This is a genomic window from Sphingobacterium daejeonense (genome assembly GCF_901472535.1).
Lineage (GTDB): Bacteria > Bacteroidota > Bacteroidia > Sphingobacteriales > Sphingobacteriaceae > Sphingobacterium > Sphingobacterium daejeonense.
This window is the reverse complement of sequence record NZ_LR590470.1, coordinates 3,477,658-3,493,105: the sequence shown is the minus strand read 5'-3', so window position 1 is coordinate 3,493,105 and position 15,448 is coordinate 3,477,658. Positions and strand designations below refer to the sequence as shown.

Below are 15,448 nucleotides of genomic sequence, written 5' to 3'. Positions count from 1 at the left end.
GAGTGTTGTCATTTCGTTTCTTTCCAATAGCGGTATGCCAAGCGGATAGGGTAACATAATGAATCTATTTCCCATTTTCTTTCATGCATTCCCGGTTTCATATCGGTATGGTCTGTGAACCATTCACCTTTTTTAGTAGGATCATTGTAGAATGCATTCGCATAAGGATCAATATTGATACATTCCTGTTGCTTATTGATCAAGCCCAAGATCATATTTTTCAATTTCTTGTCCTTGTTTACGAATTGGATATATGGCCATACTTGCGCACTGCTATCTCGCAGCCACATGGCATCAATATCACCAGTGATCACATAGGTCAATTGACGTCCAGCCTTCGATTCATCATATACTGTCGTATCTAATGTATTAGGGAGGCAGTTGTTAAACATCCAACCCAATTCTTTATCAGCGACGTTCTTTTGGAATTCTTTAATCATGTCTTCCACCAATTTACTGCTGAAATGACGTTTATCTACAGGCGTACGCACTACAGGGAAGTCATTGATTCCCTCGGCAAAAGAGAATTTGCTGGCTAGCATTCCAGCACCCAAAAGTGCCGAATTTTGTAAGAATGTTCTACGCTTCATTTTCTAGTTACAATAGTTTATCAATTAATTATTCCCACAAGATACAAATTGTTGGCCATTTTTCTATCGATTAGAATAAACGTTTTAGCGAATTATATAGTTAAAATTCGCGAATGCTCAATTAATAAAACTACCTTTGGGAGTTTTTAGGAATAAAATTTGATGGTATTACGCATTCATCTTGACCAACAATTTATGAAGCAAACGTTATCATATGCTATAGCAGGACTTTTAAGTGTAGCTGCAATCGGGCAATTACAAGCACAAGTCAAAAACCAACCTTACTCTTACCAGCATTATCAAAAGTATGATGAAGAGCTGTATTCACCGAATACTCGTTACCATACTTCTTCAAAACCAATCCTTTTTAAAGGCCGTCTTTTAGAGAAAATGGATTCCATTCAATCTCTTTACCCAACGGATTCGGACAATTGGTTTATGCGTAAGATCTTTAATGAACATCTTATTCAAGTTGAGAAAGAAGACCACACCTTTTATCTGGACGTTCTTCCAGATTTCGTAATCGGTACTGAGATGATCGATCCTGATAAAAGAACAACTTGGCTCAATACCCGCGGGATTCAAGCAGGAGTGACAATCAAGGATAAATTCACTTTCTACGGTAATTTCTTCGAAAACCAAGGCGTGTTCCCAAGGTATCTTGATGAGTACATTCAGGCAAATAGAGTTGTTCCTGGACAGGCAGCAACGAAAAAACCTTTTGACAGAACCAAAGATTGGATGTATGCAACCGCCAATTTCACCTATGATTTTAGCGATTACTTCCAAGCAACCTTAGCCTATGACAAGAATTTTATCGGTGATGGTTACCGATCGGTGCTATTATCTGATTTTTCTTCTAACATGGCCCACTTAAAATTCACAGGTAAAGTAGGGAATGTTCAATATACTTCCATCTGGGCGTATATGAATGATCCTAAAAACCCTCGTGTTGACTCTTTGGATTCAGGAGGTCGCTACGGGGACGGTATTAAATGGGGTGCTTTCCAATACTTGGACTACAATGTCACCAACCGTTTGTCGATCGGATTTTTCCAATCCGTAATTTGGGCAAACCGCAATCAAGCTGGACATAGAGGATTCGATTTCAATTATCTGAACCCAGTCATGTTCTTGAGACCGGTTGAAAATAATAACGTCTCATCACCTGATAAAATGTTCTTGGGTCTGAATGCAAAATACAAGATCCTAAATAATATAACGGCATATGGCCAGTTCTTGTTAGGTGAGTTTACTGCAAAAGAATTCTTTGCCAACAATGGCTATCAACACAATAAATGGGGAGCTCAATTAGGAGCAAAAGCATTCAATATTTTTGGAGTGCAAAACCTGAATGTTTTGGGTGAATATAATTTCGTCCGTCCATATACCTATCAACACTTTGTTTCGATCTCGAACTATAGTAATAGGGGTGAACCTTTGGCACATCCAAGAGGTGCTAATTTCCGTGAGGTGATTGGTATCGCTAACTATTCTTGGAACAGATTCGATTTCTCACTACAAGGTTTAATAAGCAACTTCGGTACTGACCCTATCGACGAGTTAGGAAACCGAGTAAATTATGGTGGTGATATCTTCCAGTCCTATAATTCCGCGCCTAATAGATATGGCAATAAAATTGGTCAAGGTGTAAAAAACAACCTTTACTATGCAGATTTAAAAGCTGCCTATGTATTGAATCCTAAATATAACCTTAGGGTTGAAGTTGGTTATACACAACGATACAACAAGATCGAAGGTGAGAAAACTCAAAAATCAGGGGTGATCAATGTCGGCTTGAGATCTAGTTTCCGTAATATATATGGAGATCTTTAGGAATATAGTATCTTTAGCATATAAAATTAATCAATGAAAAAGATATTAATCCTAAACGGCCCTAATTTGAATTTACTTGGCGTCAGAGAAAAAAGTATATATGGAGACCAATCTTTCGAACAATATTTCGATGAACTGAAATCTAAATACGCTGTTTTGGATCTGGAATATTTCCAAAGTAACTCTGAAGGGGCTATTATAGATAAGCTGCATGAAGTAGGTTTTGATTATGATGGGATAGTACTGAATGCTGGAGCTTATACTCATACCTCAGTAGCAATTGCAGATGCCATCGCGGCAATCAAAACACCAGTCGTGGAAGTACATATCTCTAACGTTCATCAACGTGAAGAATTCAGACATCATTCGTACCTGTCCAAAAATTGCAAAGGTGTGATTATTGGTTTTGGATTGGATGGCTATCGATTGGGGTTGGAGAGTTTGTTAGGATAGATGTGAGATGTGAGATATGAGATGTGGGAGGGAGACCAATGATATTGGCTAAAATGGATTTGTATGTTTAGACAATTGACGAAAACCGTAAGGCAAAAGACAATAGACATAAGACATAAGACAAAAGACAGAATTGTTTAACTAAAAAAGGATGGCGAAATTTTGATTTCGCCATCCTTTTTTGAGTTCGATTATTCTACTGATGTTTTAACGTTCTTTTTGACGATCAAATGCAGGATAAGGGATAATATTGCTCCGGCGCACATTACGCCCAACATTGGCCAAGGTGTTTCATTGTGCAGTAGACTGACAACGGCTGATGCCAGCGCTCCGATTGCCATTTGTATACATCCCAATAAGGCTGAAGCGCTTCCTGCAAGGGATTTAAATGGAGTCAACGCAACTGCCGATGTATTAGGGAAAATAAATCCATGTCCAAAAAGAAAGAAGAAAATAAGGATGAGTGTCACAGGGAAAGTCAATGTATTGGTTAAAAGTGCAACGATCATCAAAACTCCAATAAAAGCTTGCCAAGTATTGGCCAGTTGACTGATCTGCTCACTGCTATGTTTCTTTAAGAAATACCTGTTGAGCTGCGTTGCAATAACCATAGCAGAGGCTACAAAAGCAAATGCCAATCCATATTGTTCTTTGCTCAAGCCAAAATATTGTTGCATCACAAAGGACGATCCCGCTAAATACGCATACGTTCCTGCCGAAGCAATGGAACCGATAAGACAATAGGAAATAAATACCTTATTGCTGATGACTTGCCAAAAGTTATTTATAATAGACTTCGGAGCCAGCGAAAAATCTTTATTTCCGGCATAGCTTTCAGGCAAAAGAAAGGCAGTAGCAATAAAAATCAGTAATGATAGGACAGCAAGAAACAAGAAGATATAATGCCAGTCAAAATGGGTTAGCATAAAAGCCCCAATACTAGGTGCCAGAATAGGGGATACACCAATAACCAACATCAATAGGCTGAATACTTTGGCTGCCTCCCGGCTACTGTAATAATCTGTTACCATAGCTCGAGCTCCAACCATTCCACCACAGCTTCCCAATGCCTGCAAGAATCTCAAAAATATGAGGTGATTGATGTCTCTCGTAAAGATACACATCAATGAGGCTACAAAATAAATGGCCAAACCAACCAACAACGGTTTCTTGCGGCCATACTTGTCCAACAAGGGCCCATAAACCATCTGACCGAAGGCGATACCGATAAAGTAACTCGTTAGTGTCAGCTGAACTTTATCAACTGAAGTGTTGAAGTCTTCGGCAATAACATCAAAAGCAGGAAGGTATAAGTCTATAGAAAAAGGTCCGATAGCAGATAATAAACCCAATATCAGTAAAGTTACTTTTCTATTGTTTTTCAATGAGGATGACATGTCTGTTTGATAAAAAAAGCCCTACCAAAAGGTAGGGCTTATATATTAAGCTTTTTTAATCTCTTTTGGTTTTCTGAGTAGCAAGAAAATTCCCGCCAGAATAAATGGTATACTCAGTATTTGACCCATATTCAGCAACATACCAGCTTCGAATGCAACTTGATCTATCTTAACGTACTCTATGATAAATCTTGCGCCGAATAGACCGATCAGGAAAATACCAAATAGTTTTCCTGGTTTTGGATCCTTGTTTTTCTGATACATGGCCCATAGGATGAAAAATAATATGACATAGGCGATGGCTTCGTACATTTGAGCCGGATGTCTCGGGATTTGATCAATATGGGTAAATACAACTGCCCAAGGTAAATCTGTAGGGTTTCCGATCATCTCCGAATTAAAGAAGTTCCCCAAACGAATAAATGCTCCAGCAATAGGTACAACTAAAATCAAGCGATCGGTGATCCACATAAAATTAGTCTTTGTATTTCTAGAGAATAACCATAATGCGGTCAATATCCCCAAAGCACCACCATGACTGGCAAGTCCAGTGAATCCTGTCAATTGCCATTCACCATTTATCTTTTGGAAAGGAATAAAGATTTCTATAAAGTGTTCCCTGTAATATTCCCAATCATAGAAGAAACAATGACCCAATCGAGCGCCGACCAATGTTCCTATAAAAATATAGATTGTTAATTTATCCAATAACTCTTGAGATTTGCCTTCCCTCTTAAATATTTTGAGCATTAAGAAATAAGAAACTACAAAAGCCAATAACCAGCATAATGAATACCAACGGACACCAAATGAACCTATTTTGAAAATCTCAGGTTCTGGTCCCCATGTAATAAAACTTAAAATATCGATCATACAGTAATAAAATGTCTTGTAAAGATAAGGTTTCGGATTTTATTTTTGCGAAAATTACGGAAATACTTAATTTGCGAGAATTAATTCAGAGCTATGGCTAAAAAAACAATTAAAACATTACCAGAAGAAGAACCGAAAAAACCATCTGTAGTGACAGCGGATTCATTAGCTTTTTTCGAAAAATATATCAATAACCCATCCCCAACAGGTTTTGAGTGGAGCGGACAAAGATTGTGGTTGGATTATTTAAAACCGTATGTTGACGAAACCTATATCGATAACTATGGAACTGCGGTAGGTATTATAAATCCTAAAGCAACTTATAAAGTAGTAATTGAAGCACATGCCGACGAAATTTCTTGGTTTGTAAACTATATCTCAAAAGACGGATTGATTTATGTAATCCGCAATGGTGGTTCTGATCATCAGATTGCACCATCAAAAAGAGTGAATATCCATACAGACAAGGGAATAGTAAAAGCTGTTTTTGGATGGCCGGCTATCCATACACGTTCTGGTGAGAAAGAAGAAAGTCCAAACCTAAAGAATATTTTCTTGGATTGCGGTTGCACCTCCAAGGAAGAAGTTGAAGAATTGGGAATCCATGTAGGCTGTGTGATTACCTATGAGGATGAATTTATGATCTTAAACAATCGCTACTATGTTGGCCGTGCTTTAGATAACAGAGCCGGAGGATTTATGATTGCGGAAGTTGCCAGATTATTGAAGGAAAACAAGAAAAAATTGCCTTTCGGACTGTACATAGTGAATTCTGTACAGGAAGAAATAGGGTTGAGGGGAGCAGAAATGATCGCGGATTATATTAAACCGAACATAGCAATCGTTACAGATGTAACGCATGATACAAATACTCCGATGATCAACAAAATCACTCAGGGCGATCTGGCTTGCGGTAAAGGTCCTGTAGTATCATATGCACCTGCTGTTCAGATCAACCTCAACAAGCAATTGATCGAAGTCGCTCAGAAAAATAATATCCCAATCCAAAGGCAAGCATCTTCGCGATGGACAGGAACAGACACCGATGCATTTGCATATTCAAATGGGGGTGTGCCATCTGCTTTGATTTCCTTACCTTTGAGGTATATGCACACCACAGTGGAGATGATCCATAAGGATGATGTAGATAACGTAATAAGATTGATCTATGAAATGGTCTTGGACATCAAAAAGGACCAAGATTTCAGATCATTTAGTAAATAATAAAACCAACTGATAAAATTTGAGATGGAAAACGGAAATTTAAATCAAGAAGGACAAGAATTAAGCATTGAATTGACCGAAGAAACAGCAGAAGGAGTTTACTCCAACCTTGCAATTATAACACATTCAAACACTGAATTTGTTGTGGATTTCGTTCGTATCATGCCAGGAGTGCCAAAAGCAAAAGTAAAATCAAGAGTGATCTTGACCCCTGAGCATGCTAAACAACTAATGAAAGCATTGCAAGAAAACATCAGCCGTTTCGAAGGAGCGAATGGTACTATCCAACCTAAGGATATGCCTTATCCCCTGAATTTCGGCACTCCTAAAGGAGAAGCTTAATTTTATTTCATATAGCTTTATAAAAGCTGCCACAGGCAGCTTTTTTTGTTTTGTGTCGGCTGATTTGGTGGTAATATTGATAAATTATTCGAATCCCTTAAATTTGATTTCTTTTTAGATTTTGCAATTTTTGTAATTATCAATTAATTCTACGTGATTGAGATTAAGTACAATATTGATTAAAGCGAAAAATAAATGCTTTCCCTAACTTATTCATTATAAAAGATTAAGAATTTTACACTGAAAATTGGAATGGGATTTGATTAATGGATAAACATTGCCGATTCTGGCAATTCAAGCTGAGTTAAAAAATGGATATTAAAATAAGAAACCTTAGTAAGAAAGATTATAAGGATCTAAAGAAGTCTATGGAACAAGCCTATCATGGATTGGTAGGTGACCCTTGGACCAAAGAAAACATTACTGATTTGATCGACATCTTCCCTGAGGGACAAATAGCAGTTGAGGTGAACGGAAAAGTGGTAGCATGTGCTTTATCCATTATCCTGAATTCCCGAAAAACAAATATTTACGATAAGTACTATGCCATCATCGATGATGGTAAATTTGATAAACATGATTCCGAAGGGGATACCTTATACGGTATCGAAGTCTTCGTACACCCTGATTTCAGGTCATTGCGCTTAGGTCGCCGTCTATATGATCAACGCAAGGAGCTGTGCGAACAGATGAACTTGCAACGTATCCTGGCTGGGGGACGTATCCCTAATTACCACAACTATTCGGATTCAATGACCCCAAGGACCTATATTGAAAAGGTGAAAAGAAAGGAAATCTACGATCCAACCTTGACATTTCAGCTCTCCAATGATTTCCACGTTAAGAAAATCTTGAAGAACTATCTTCCTGAAGATGCCGAATCCATGGAGGTAGCGACCTTATTGGAATGGAACAACATTTATTACGAACCAGATGCACCTTCCAATTCAGCATCCAAACAGACCATCCGTTTGGGATTGGTACAATGGCAGATGCGTCTGTTCAAAGATCTGGAAGAATTCTACGATCAGATTGAATTCTTCGTGGATACCGTGAGTGATTATGGTACGGATTTTATCATGTTCCCAGAATTCTTCAACTCTCCTTTGATGAGTCCATACAATGAGCTCCCTGAACGTTTGGCCATGGAAAAACTTGCCGAACATACCAAGGAAATTGTCGAAAGAATCCAGCAATTCGCGGTTTCTTACAATGTCAATATCATTGCTGGATCCATGCCGATCATGGAGCGTGGTAAATTATATAACATTACCTACTTATGTCACCGGAATGGTAGTTTAGATTCCTATAAGAAAATCCATATTACGCCAAATGAAATGAAGTATTATGGTTTGGTTGGCGGTTCTGAAGTAAAGGTTTTTGATACCGACTGTGGTAAGGTTGGCTTGTTGATATGTTATGACGTTGAATTCCCTGAACTGAGCAGGATATTGGCTGATCAAGGGATGCAGATTCTTTTTGTTCCTTTTATGACCGATACACAGAATGGATATATCCGTGTAAGGTCTTGTGCTCAAGCGAGAGCCATTGAAAATGAATGTTACGTTGCGATCGCGGGTTCTGTGGGTAACTTACCGAGAGTTAACAATATGGATATTCAATATTCACAGTCTGCAGTATTTACACCTTCTGACTTCGCATTTCCAAATAATGCGATCAAGGCTGAAGCCACCCCAAATACGGAGATGGTGCTGATTGCTGACGTGGACCTTTACGCACTGAGAGACCTACATGAGTATGGTACTGTAAAACTATTGAGAGACCGTCGTAAAGATTTGTATGAGGTAAAATTGCTCAAATAAACCTTTTTCAAAAGTTATATTATTGGGGCTTTTCAGCCTATAAAAGAGAAGGCGTACAAATAATTGTACGCCTTCTCTTTTAATGATTATATGAAAATTTTTCTATAATTCCCTGATCCAGATATTTCTATAAGATACTAGATCACCATGGTCTTGCAATGAAATTGGACCCGGTCCATGAGCTTTCATCTTAGGCAATCCAATATACTCTGTGGTTCCTTGTAATTCGGTATTGTTTTGAACCACTACTCCATTATGAAGTACGGTTACTAAGGCTCTTTTGATCAGTTGGCCATCTTTGTTGAATCGCGGTGCTGTGTAGATTACATCATAAGTATGCCATCCGCTTTCAGGTTTTCTAGCTTCAACCAATGGTGGGCTCTGCTTGTATAAACTTCCAGCTTGTCCGTTGGTGTATGTCTTGTTGTCGTCATTGTCCAAGACCTGCAATTCATACAGCCCTTGTAGGAATATCCCTGAATTTCCGCGCCCTTGACCTTCGCCTTTGATTTTTTCTGGGCTACGCCATTCAACGTGCAATTGGAAATCCTCAAATTGTTTGTTGGTTTTTATTCCTCCGGAACCTGGTTTTACGGTTAAGACATTGTCTGTAATGGTCCATTGTGCTGGGCGACCATCTTTTTCACTTACCCATTCCGAAAGATTCTTTCCATCAAACAATACAATGGCATCCGATGGAGCAGCATTTGCCTTGGTAGTAACAACCCGTGGAACAGGTTCGTAAAACTCAGTGTCTTCAGGTTTAAACTGGGTCTGAGCACTTGCATATGATACGCCCGCAAGTAATGCTATTAATAAAGAGTGTTTTAACATAAGGTTTAAGCATTTGTTATGGTTAATATAAGAAAAAACATTATTTTTAATAAGCAAAACATAAAACTTTCTCAATAATGGCTCGTATAACTCAGAAAATTTCATTGGAAGATGTTCGATTTTACTCACCGATTGGATTCTATGAAGAAGAACAAGTCTTAGGAAACGAGTTTTATGTCAGTGTCTCTGTTAGCTTTCCCTTTCAAAATCCTGACTCGGAGAACTTGGAAAATACAGTCAATTACGAAGAGTTATATGCTATTTTGGTAGAAGTCATGAGCCCCCGACGCAAATTATTGGAATCTGCCGCGGAAGATATCCTCAATAGAATCGTCGAAGAGTATTCATATGTACAGCAGATTGAAGTCGCTATCCGTAAAATCAATCCGCCATTCGGTGGAGATGTTGCAAAATCCGTAGTCTCTCTTTCTTATATCCGAGAATAAAAGATAAAATCCGAAATCAAAATTGTTGCGGTTAGCTATTTTTTACAAAAGAATTGTTGCCGAAAAAAGTGATCTTATCGTTAATCATTCTAAACCAAAAGCTGGTTTTGAGGATTATTAATCAAAGATTTCAACGCTTTTCTTTGTTTTTTAAGTCATTATGTCTGTTCTTTTGTTTTTGATAAGACAAATTGTCTTGAAAATAATCAAATTCGTCCTTGGTACGTTAGTTGAATATAGGATCATATATCAAAAAAGAAATTAAAGAATTAAAAAAATAAGGAGGAATTAAACATGGCATTAATCAAATTACCAGGAAAATCTTACAACACTGATGCAGTGAATCCATTTGTTAACAATGTATTCGACAATTTATTCAATGACTCATTTATTTCGGACCGTTTGGTAACGCGCGTTCCTGCAGTAAATATCACTGAATCCCCAGAGGCATTCAATATTGAAGTAGCAGCTCCTGGCTTACAGAAATCTGATTTTAAAATTAACGTAGATAAGAATATCATCAATATTTCTGTAGAAAAACAAGAAGAAAAAGTAGAAGAGGGCAAGGTACACAGCAAAAAAGAATTTAGCTACACTTCATTCTCAAGATCATTCACACTACCTGAAGTAGTTGATTATTCAAGCATTGACGCCAGCTATGAAAATGGCGTGCTTGATATCAAGATCGGCAAGAAAGAAGAAGCAATCGTAGCAAAGAGACTAATTGAGGTGAAGTAAAGTTTAGTTGTGGTTAGTTGATTAGGGCAGCATTTTAATGCTGCCCTTTTTTTATGCTCTTTTTCTGGCCAGCGCACGCTTCGACTACGCCCAGCGACCATCTTTAGCATTGCTAGCGCAAGTCTTGCGTGGTGGCTATGCGCGCTGGCCTGACTTGGGCTAACAACCCAAATTCTTTACCATTCCATGGCAGGGTGCAGTTACTTTTGAGGCGCAAAAGTAACCAAAACGCTTGCTCATTTAAGGTGGCTTGTCGCACAATTCCAACGCGCATGGACAAAATGCCTTATTGCCGAGGATGCCGTTCTAATCAATTATCTCTTTGGAGGAGATAATTGCTTGAAAGCATCCAAGGGTGGTCCCTGAGCGGAGTCGAAGGGCAAGCCCCACGCACAAATGCCGCGGCATTTTATCCATTCTTCCGCCACTGAAAATGAGCGGACATCTGCTTTGGAAATTCTATTGGTAGCTTTGAAATTCAATTGAACGCCATGCGGCATCACATACGCCATGGTTGGTGTCCACACCAACCATCATCAGCAACGCCAGCGCACGCTTCGACTACGCCCAGCGACCATCTTTAGCATTGCTAGCGCAAGTCTTGCGCGGTGGCTATGCGCGCTGGCCTGACTTGAGCTAACAACCCAAATTCTTTACCATTCCATGGCAGGGTGCAGTTACTTTTGAGGCGCAAAAGTAACCAAAACGCTTGCTCATTTAAGGTGGCTTGTCGCACAATTCCAACGCGCATGGACAAAATGCCTTATTGCCGAGGATGCCGTTCTAATCAATTATCTCTTTGGAGGAGATAATTGCTTGAAAGCATCCAAGGGCAATCCCCTTGCACAAATGCCGCGGCATTTTATCCATCCTGCCGCCACTGAAAATGAGCGGACATCGGCCTTGAAAATTCTATTGGTAGCTTTGAAATTCAATTGAACGCCATGCGGCATCACATACGCCATGGTTGGTGTCCACACCAACCATCTTCAGCAACGCTAGCGCACGCTTCGGCTACGCCCAGCGACCATCTTTAGCATTGCTAGCGCAGGTCTTGCGCGGTGGCTATGCGTGCTGGCCTGACTTGGGCTAAGAACGCCATGGCTGGTGTCTCAACCAACTGCTAGCGCAAAGTCTCTTACTTGTGTTTCGTTCCACTCTCCTTCCACTCTCGTTCCACTCTCAGTCCTCTTTCGTTCGGACCTTGTTCGGACCTTGTTCGGGTGTATTCCGAAGCAGCTCCGAACGAGGTCCGAAGGAAGTCCGAACAAGAGACGAACGAGAGTGGAAGGAGGGAGGACGGAGATAGGAAGGAAACTAGACTAGACTAGACTAGACTAGACATAAGACATTAGACATAAGACATAAGAAATGGAAAGGCTCAGGTTCCTGGGAACACCAACCATGGCTTCAAATCACAGTCTGACAAATCGCAGCGGTGGCGGAGCGGAGCAGAAGCCGCGCTCAACTTTTGTTACGCATGTCGTGGGAGGATTGCGATTTTTGGGAAAATGGGGTTGCGGCGAGCCGCAACCCCATTTTCCCAAAAATCGCCAGTTTAAAAGAAAGGCGGCTGTCATTCTCGAGCTTTAGCTCTGGCGCCGTGGCAGGTGTTCCCGCTAGAATAGTTACACCCCGATGGGGTTAGGCCGCCGTGGCAGGTGTCTGAACCTGCCACCTTAATAGTTACACCCCCTCTGGGGTAGCATGGCAATGTATTTGTCATCAAAATGTCTTTAAAAAAAATAATTACGAAAAACTTAACACTGTTAAGTAGTTTTGTTTTGTAAAATATTAATCAATTGGAAAAGAAGTTAAAACATAAGGAAGATTTAAGGACTTTAATTTTGGAGGCTGCCAAGAAGCTTTTTGTTCAAGAGGGCTATGAAGCAACTTCGATTAGGAAGATTGCCAAGGAGATTGGGTTCAGCCCGACGACCATTTACCTATACTATAAAGACAAAAGTGATATAGTCTATGCACTCCATCAGGTTGGATTTGGGATTTTGAGAGATAGATTTTTTCCCATTGATGGCCGTGGAGAATGCTTTTGAAAGATTGAAGGCATTGGGTAAGATTTATATTCACTTTGCTTTGTCAAATCCTGAATACTACCAAGTTATGTTTATGATGAAAGAACCTTTGTCATTCCTGACCTCGAAAGAAGAAAATGCAGCTTGGATAGAAGGGCAGTATGTGATTGAATTTCTACGTAAAACCATTGTTGAATGTCAGGAAATGGGATACTTTAAGGATATGGATTCTATAGCAGTCGCAATTCAAGCTTGGGGTGCAGTTCATGGGCTGGTCTCTTTGCATGTTACGGAGCATTTGGACTGTATCAAGGATGTTTTTGAAAGAAATGATACCATGGAGGAAATGGTCTATGCTTCGTTTCAGGTATTTGTGGAAATGATAGCAAGATCTAAGTAGATTTTTTTGTACGATAACTTAACACTGTTAAGAATGAAAATAATAAAAACAATAACTGTAGTTTGTGCCCTTATATTTGGATTTAATGGATTAACCATTGGACAAGAGCATGCTTTGGATCGGTATGTCAAACAAGGTTTGGACAGTAACTTGGTTTTAATTCAGAAGGATCTTTCAATGAAAAAGGCCATGAATGGGCTAGAGGTTGCCAAGAGCATGTACCTGCCTCAGATTACATTTGACTTGACTTATTCACATGCTGATGGTGGTCGTTCGATCGACTTGCCGATCGGCGATATGCTGAATCCTGTATATGCCACATTGAACCAGTTGACACAGAGCAATAATTTCCCACAGATCAGTAACGAACAGATCAACTTCTTGCCAAAGAATTATTATGATGCTAAAATCAGAACTTCCGTTCCGATTATCAACACGGATATAAAACATAATAAAGTTGTTCGGGAGAAAATGGTTGAGTTGACAAAGGTTGAAACCGAAACATATAAGAGGGAGCTTGTCAAAGATATCAAGATTGCATATTTCAATTATTTGAGTGCTGTTCAATCTAAAGAGATTTATGAAAATGCGTTGACTTTGGCCAAGGAGGGCAAAAGGGTTAATGAAAAGCTATTGGAGGCTGGGAAAGGGTTGCCAGCCTATGTAATCCGTGCTGAGGCGGAAATAGCTCAACATGAATCAAAAATTGCCGAGGCGGAGCAACAGATCAAAAATGCGAAATACTATTTCAATTCATTGTTGAATCGTGCTGGTGATGCTGAGATTGTGTATGAATCGGGCAAGGAAAGGGCTAATGAGTTGGAAGGTTCGGACATGTCGGTAAATATTGATGGGCGGGAGGAAATAAAATCATTGGAGGGAAATAAAGCTATTCAGGAATCTATGGTTGAGATGAGCAAACAGGCGTTTGTCCCTAAGTTAAGTGCTTTTTTGGATCTTGGTTCGCAAGCTGAGGGGTTGAAGATCAATAGTAATTCTCAATATTATATGGTCGGCGCACAATTGAGTTTCCCAATTTTTCAAGGGAACAGGAACCGGTTGAAAATCCAAGAAAACCAGATTGCAGTTGCTGAAGCTCAGAACAAGATAGATCAAGCGAAGCAACAGTTGGCGTTATCAGCGGAGGTTGCGAAGAATGAGCTAGTAGCAATGCAAAAAAAACTATGAAAGCTCAAAGGTGCAGATGGAAGCTGCTGCCACTTATCAAAGATTGATCTTGCGGGGCTTTAACGAAGGGGTCAACACCTATATCGAAACAATAGACGCTAGGTCACAATATACCAATTCGCAAATGGCCAATAACATAGCAGCATATAAACTTTTATCAGCGATGGCAAAACTAGAACGAGAAAATGCATCATACCCTTTAAAATAATCATCATGAAGTTAGGATTTATAACATTACTATTAGCTGGATCGGCAATTTCATTGGTTGGATGCCAGCAATCGGAGCGAAAAACAGAACTTGCTATTCAAGATACTATTCCAGTTAAATTGATGCCTATTGATCAGGGGTCTGGTGGGGCACAAATAGAAGCTACGGGTGTATTTACGACTGATGATGAGACCATGCTGAGTTTTAAGAACGGCGGAGTTATTTCACGAATCACGGTTAAGGAAGGGGATGCAGTTCGCAAAGGGCAGGTCTTGGCTTCTGTATTGAGTTCAGAAGTGGATGCCAAAGCTGGTCAGGCTAAACTGGCGGTTGAGAAGGCAAGAAGGGATTATGAAAGGGCCAATAAACTGTATCGTGACAGTGTTGCTACTTTGGAGCAGATGCAAAATGCAAAGACCGCTTTGGATGTTGCCCAGCAGGATTTAAAATCGGTCAGTTTCAATCAGCAATATTCGAATATTATCTCTCCAGTTTCGGGCTATGTTTTGGCGAAGCTTGCGAATGAGGGTCAGGTTGTAGGACCTGGAACCCCTGTGCTGCAAGTAAACGGCGCAGGTAATGCCAAATGGATGCTAAAAGTAGGTGTTGGGGATCAGCAATGGACCCAAATAAAAGTCGGCGACCGTGCCAAGATCAGCACAGATGCTATGCCTACCGATACCTTGGAAGCTGTTGTATCTAAGAAATCTGAAGGCCTTGACCCACAGTCAGGAACCTTTGCCATATTCTTGGAATTAAAGCAGAAGCCTAGTTTTAAATTGGCCTCAGGTATTTTCGGCAAATCCATCATTATTCCTTCAACTACCCGGTCAGGAAACTTTTGGCGAATTCCATTCTCTTCCTTATTGGATGGCAATGGTAGGGAGGGTTATGTTTTTATAACGGAAGATGGAAAGACTGCCAAAAAGCAAAAAGTGAAGGTTGCAAGCATAGAGAACGATGATGTTTTAGTTGAGTCTGGTTTGGAGAATGCACAATCATTAATAATTTCTGGGAGCCCATACTTAGTTAATGGAGCACCAATCGTAATCAAAAAATAATT

16 protein-coding genes are annotated in these 15,448 nt (G+C 39.8%); 12 read left to right on the top strand and 4 right to left on the bottom strand.

Annotated features, from left to right (window positions below; genetic code table 11):
- Positions 1-8: 8 nt before the first annotated feature.
- A complete protein-coding gene (locus tag FGL31_RS30395) occupies positions 9-590 on the bottom strand; it encodes a glycoside hydrolase family 125 protein (protein ID WP_446677075.1) in 582 nt (193 codons plus the stop codon).
- A 195-nt stretch (positions 591-785) separates the two neighbouring features.
- On the opposite strand from FGL31_RS30395, the gene FGL31_RS16910 reads away from it, so the two are divergent.
- Positions 786-2,426, top strand: coding sequence for a gliding motility protein RemB (locus tag FGL31_RS16910; RefSeq protein WP_138093197.1), 1,641 nt, complete (start codon positions 786-788; stop codon positions 2,424-2,426).
- A 33-nt stretch (positions 2,427-2,459) separates the two neighbouring features.
- Positions 2,460-2,879, top strand: a complete 420-nt coding sequence (aroQ, locus tag FGL31_RS16905) for a type II 3-dehydroquinate dehydratase (RefSeq protein WP_099371662.1) — start codon at positions 2,460-2,462, stop codon at positions 2,877-2,879.
- A gap of 191 nt (positions 2,880-3,070) precedes the next feature.
- Here aroQ and FGL31_RS16900 read toward each other — a convergent pair whose 3' ends face one another.
- Both FGL31_RS16900 and lgt read right to left on the bottom strand, forming a co-directional pair.
- On the bottom strand, positions 3,071-4,276 hold the full coding sequence (locus FGL31_RS16900; protein ID WP_138093194.1) for a multidrug effflux MFS transporter: 1,206 nt from the start codon (positions 4,274-4,276) through the stop codon (positions 3,071-3,073).
- A 45-nt stretch (positions 4,277-4,321) separates the two neighbouring features.
- Positions 4,322-5,149, bottom strand: a complete 828-nt coding sequence (gene lgt, locus FGL31_RS16895) for a prolipoprotein diacylglyceryl transferase (RefSeq protein ID WP_138093191.1) — start codon at positions 5,147-5,149, stop codon at positions 4,322-4,324.
- A gap of 93 nt (positions 5,150-5,242) precedes the next feature.
- On the opposite strand from lgt, the gene FGL31_RS16890 reads away from it, so the two are divergent.
- The 3 genes from FGL31_RS16890 to FGL31_RS16880 all read left to right on the top strand — a co-directional run bounded on the left by FGL31_RS16890 (position 5,243) and on the right by FGL31_RS16880 (position 8,538).
- Positions 5,243-6,373, top strand: coding sequence for a M42 family metallopeptidase (locus FGL31_RS16890; protein ID WP_138093188.1), 1,131 nt, complete (start codon positions 5,243-5,245; stop codon positions 6,371-6,373).
- 24 nt (positions 6,374-6,397) lie between these two features.
- Complete coding sequence (locus tag FGL31_RS16885; protein WP_138093185.1) at positions 6,398-6,715, top strand: DUF3467 domain-containing protein; 318 nt, start codon at positions 6,398-6,400, stop codon at positions 6,713-6,715.
- Positions 6,716-7,026: 311 nt separating this feature from the next.
- A complete protein-coding gene (locus FGL31_RS16880; protein ID WP_099371657.1) occupies positions 7,027-8,538 on the top strand; it encodes a carbon-nitrogen hydrolase family protein in 1,512 nt (503 codons plus the stop codon).
- A 102-nt stretch (positions 8,539-8,640) separates the two neighbouring features.
- On the opposite strand, the gene FGL31_RS16875 is transcribed toward FGL31_RS16880, so the two are convergent.
- Positions 8,641-9,372 carry a 3-keto-disaccharide hydrolase gene (locus tag FGL31_RS16875; RefSeq protein WP_138093182.1) on the bottom strand — a complete coding sequence of 244 codons (732 nt, stop codon included), beginning with the start codon at positions 9,370-9,372 and terminating at the stop codon, positions 8,641-8,643.
- 77 nt (positions 9,373-9,449) lie between these two features.
- On the opposite strand from FGL31_RS16875, the gene folB reads away from it, so the two are divergent.
- The 7 genes from folB (at position 9,450) to FGL31_RS16840 (ending at position 15,446) form a co-directional block, all read left to right on the top strand.
- Positions 9,450-9,818, top strand: a complete 369-nt coding sequence (gene folB / locus FGL31_RS16870) for a dihydroneopterin aldolase (protein WP_138093179.1) — start codon at positions 9,450-9,452, stop codon at positions 9,816-9,818.
- Positions 9,819-10,112: 294 nt separating this feature from the next.
- The gene (locus tag FGL31_RS16865; RefSeq protein ID WP_138093176.1) at positions 10,113-10,556 is read left to right on the top strand and encodes an Hsp20/alpha crystallin family protein; all 444 of its coding nucleotides are present in this window, start codon (positions 10,113-10,115) and stop codon (positions 10,554-10,556) included.
- Positions 10,557-12,358: 1,802 nt separating this feature from the next.
- Entirely contained in the window at positions 12,359-12,610 is a 252-nt protein-coding gene (locus FGL31_RS16860; protein WP_171017719.1) for a TetR/AcrR family transcriptional regulator, read from the top strand.
- Complete coding sequence (locus FGL31_RS16855) at positions 12,594-12,989, top strand: TetR-like C-terminal domain-containing protein (RefSeq protein ID WP_232046880.1); 396 nt, start codon at positions 12,594-12,596, stop codon at positions 12,987-12,989. The genes FGL31_RS16860 and FGL31_RS16855 overlap by 17 nt, the downstream gene beginning before the upstream one ends.
- A 33-nt stretch (positions 12,990-13,022) precedes the next feature.
- Positions 13,023-14,177, top strand: a complete 1,155-nt coding sequence (locus tag FGL31_RS16850; RefSeq protein ID WP_138093167.1) for a TolC family protein — start codon at positions 13,023-13,025, stop codon at positions 14,175-14,177.
- Between the two features lie 16 nt (positions 14,178-14,193).
- A complete protein-coding gene (locus FGL31_RS16845) occupies positions 14,194-14,385 on the top strand; it encodes a hypothetical protein (protein WP_138093164.1) in 192 nt (63 codons plus the stop codon).
- 5 nt (positions 14,386-14,390) lie between these two features.
- Positions 14,391-15,446, top strand: coding sequence for an efflux RND transporter periplasmic adaptor subunit (locus FGL31_RS16840; RefSeq protein ID WP_138093161.1), 1,056 nt, complete (start codon positions 14,391-14,393; stop codon positions 15,444-15,446).
- Positions 15,447-15,448: the final 2 nt, after the last annotated feature.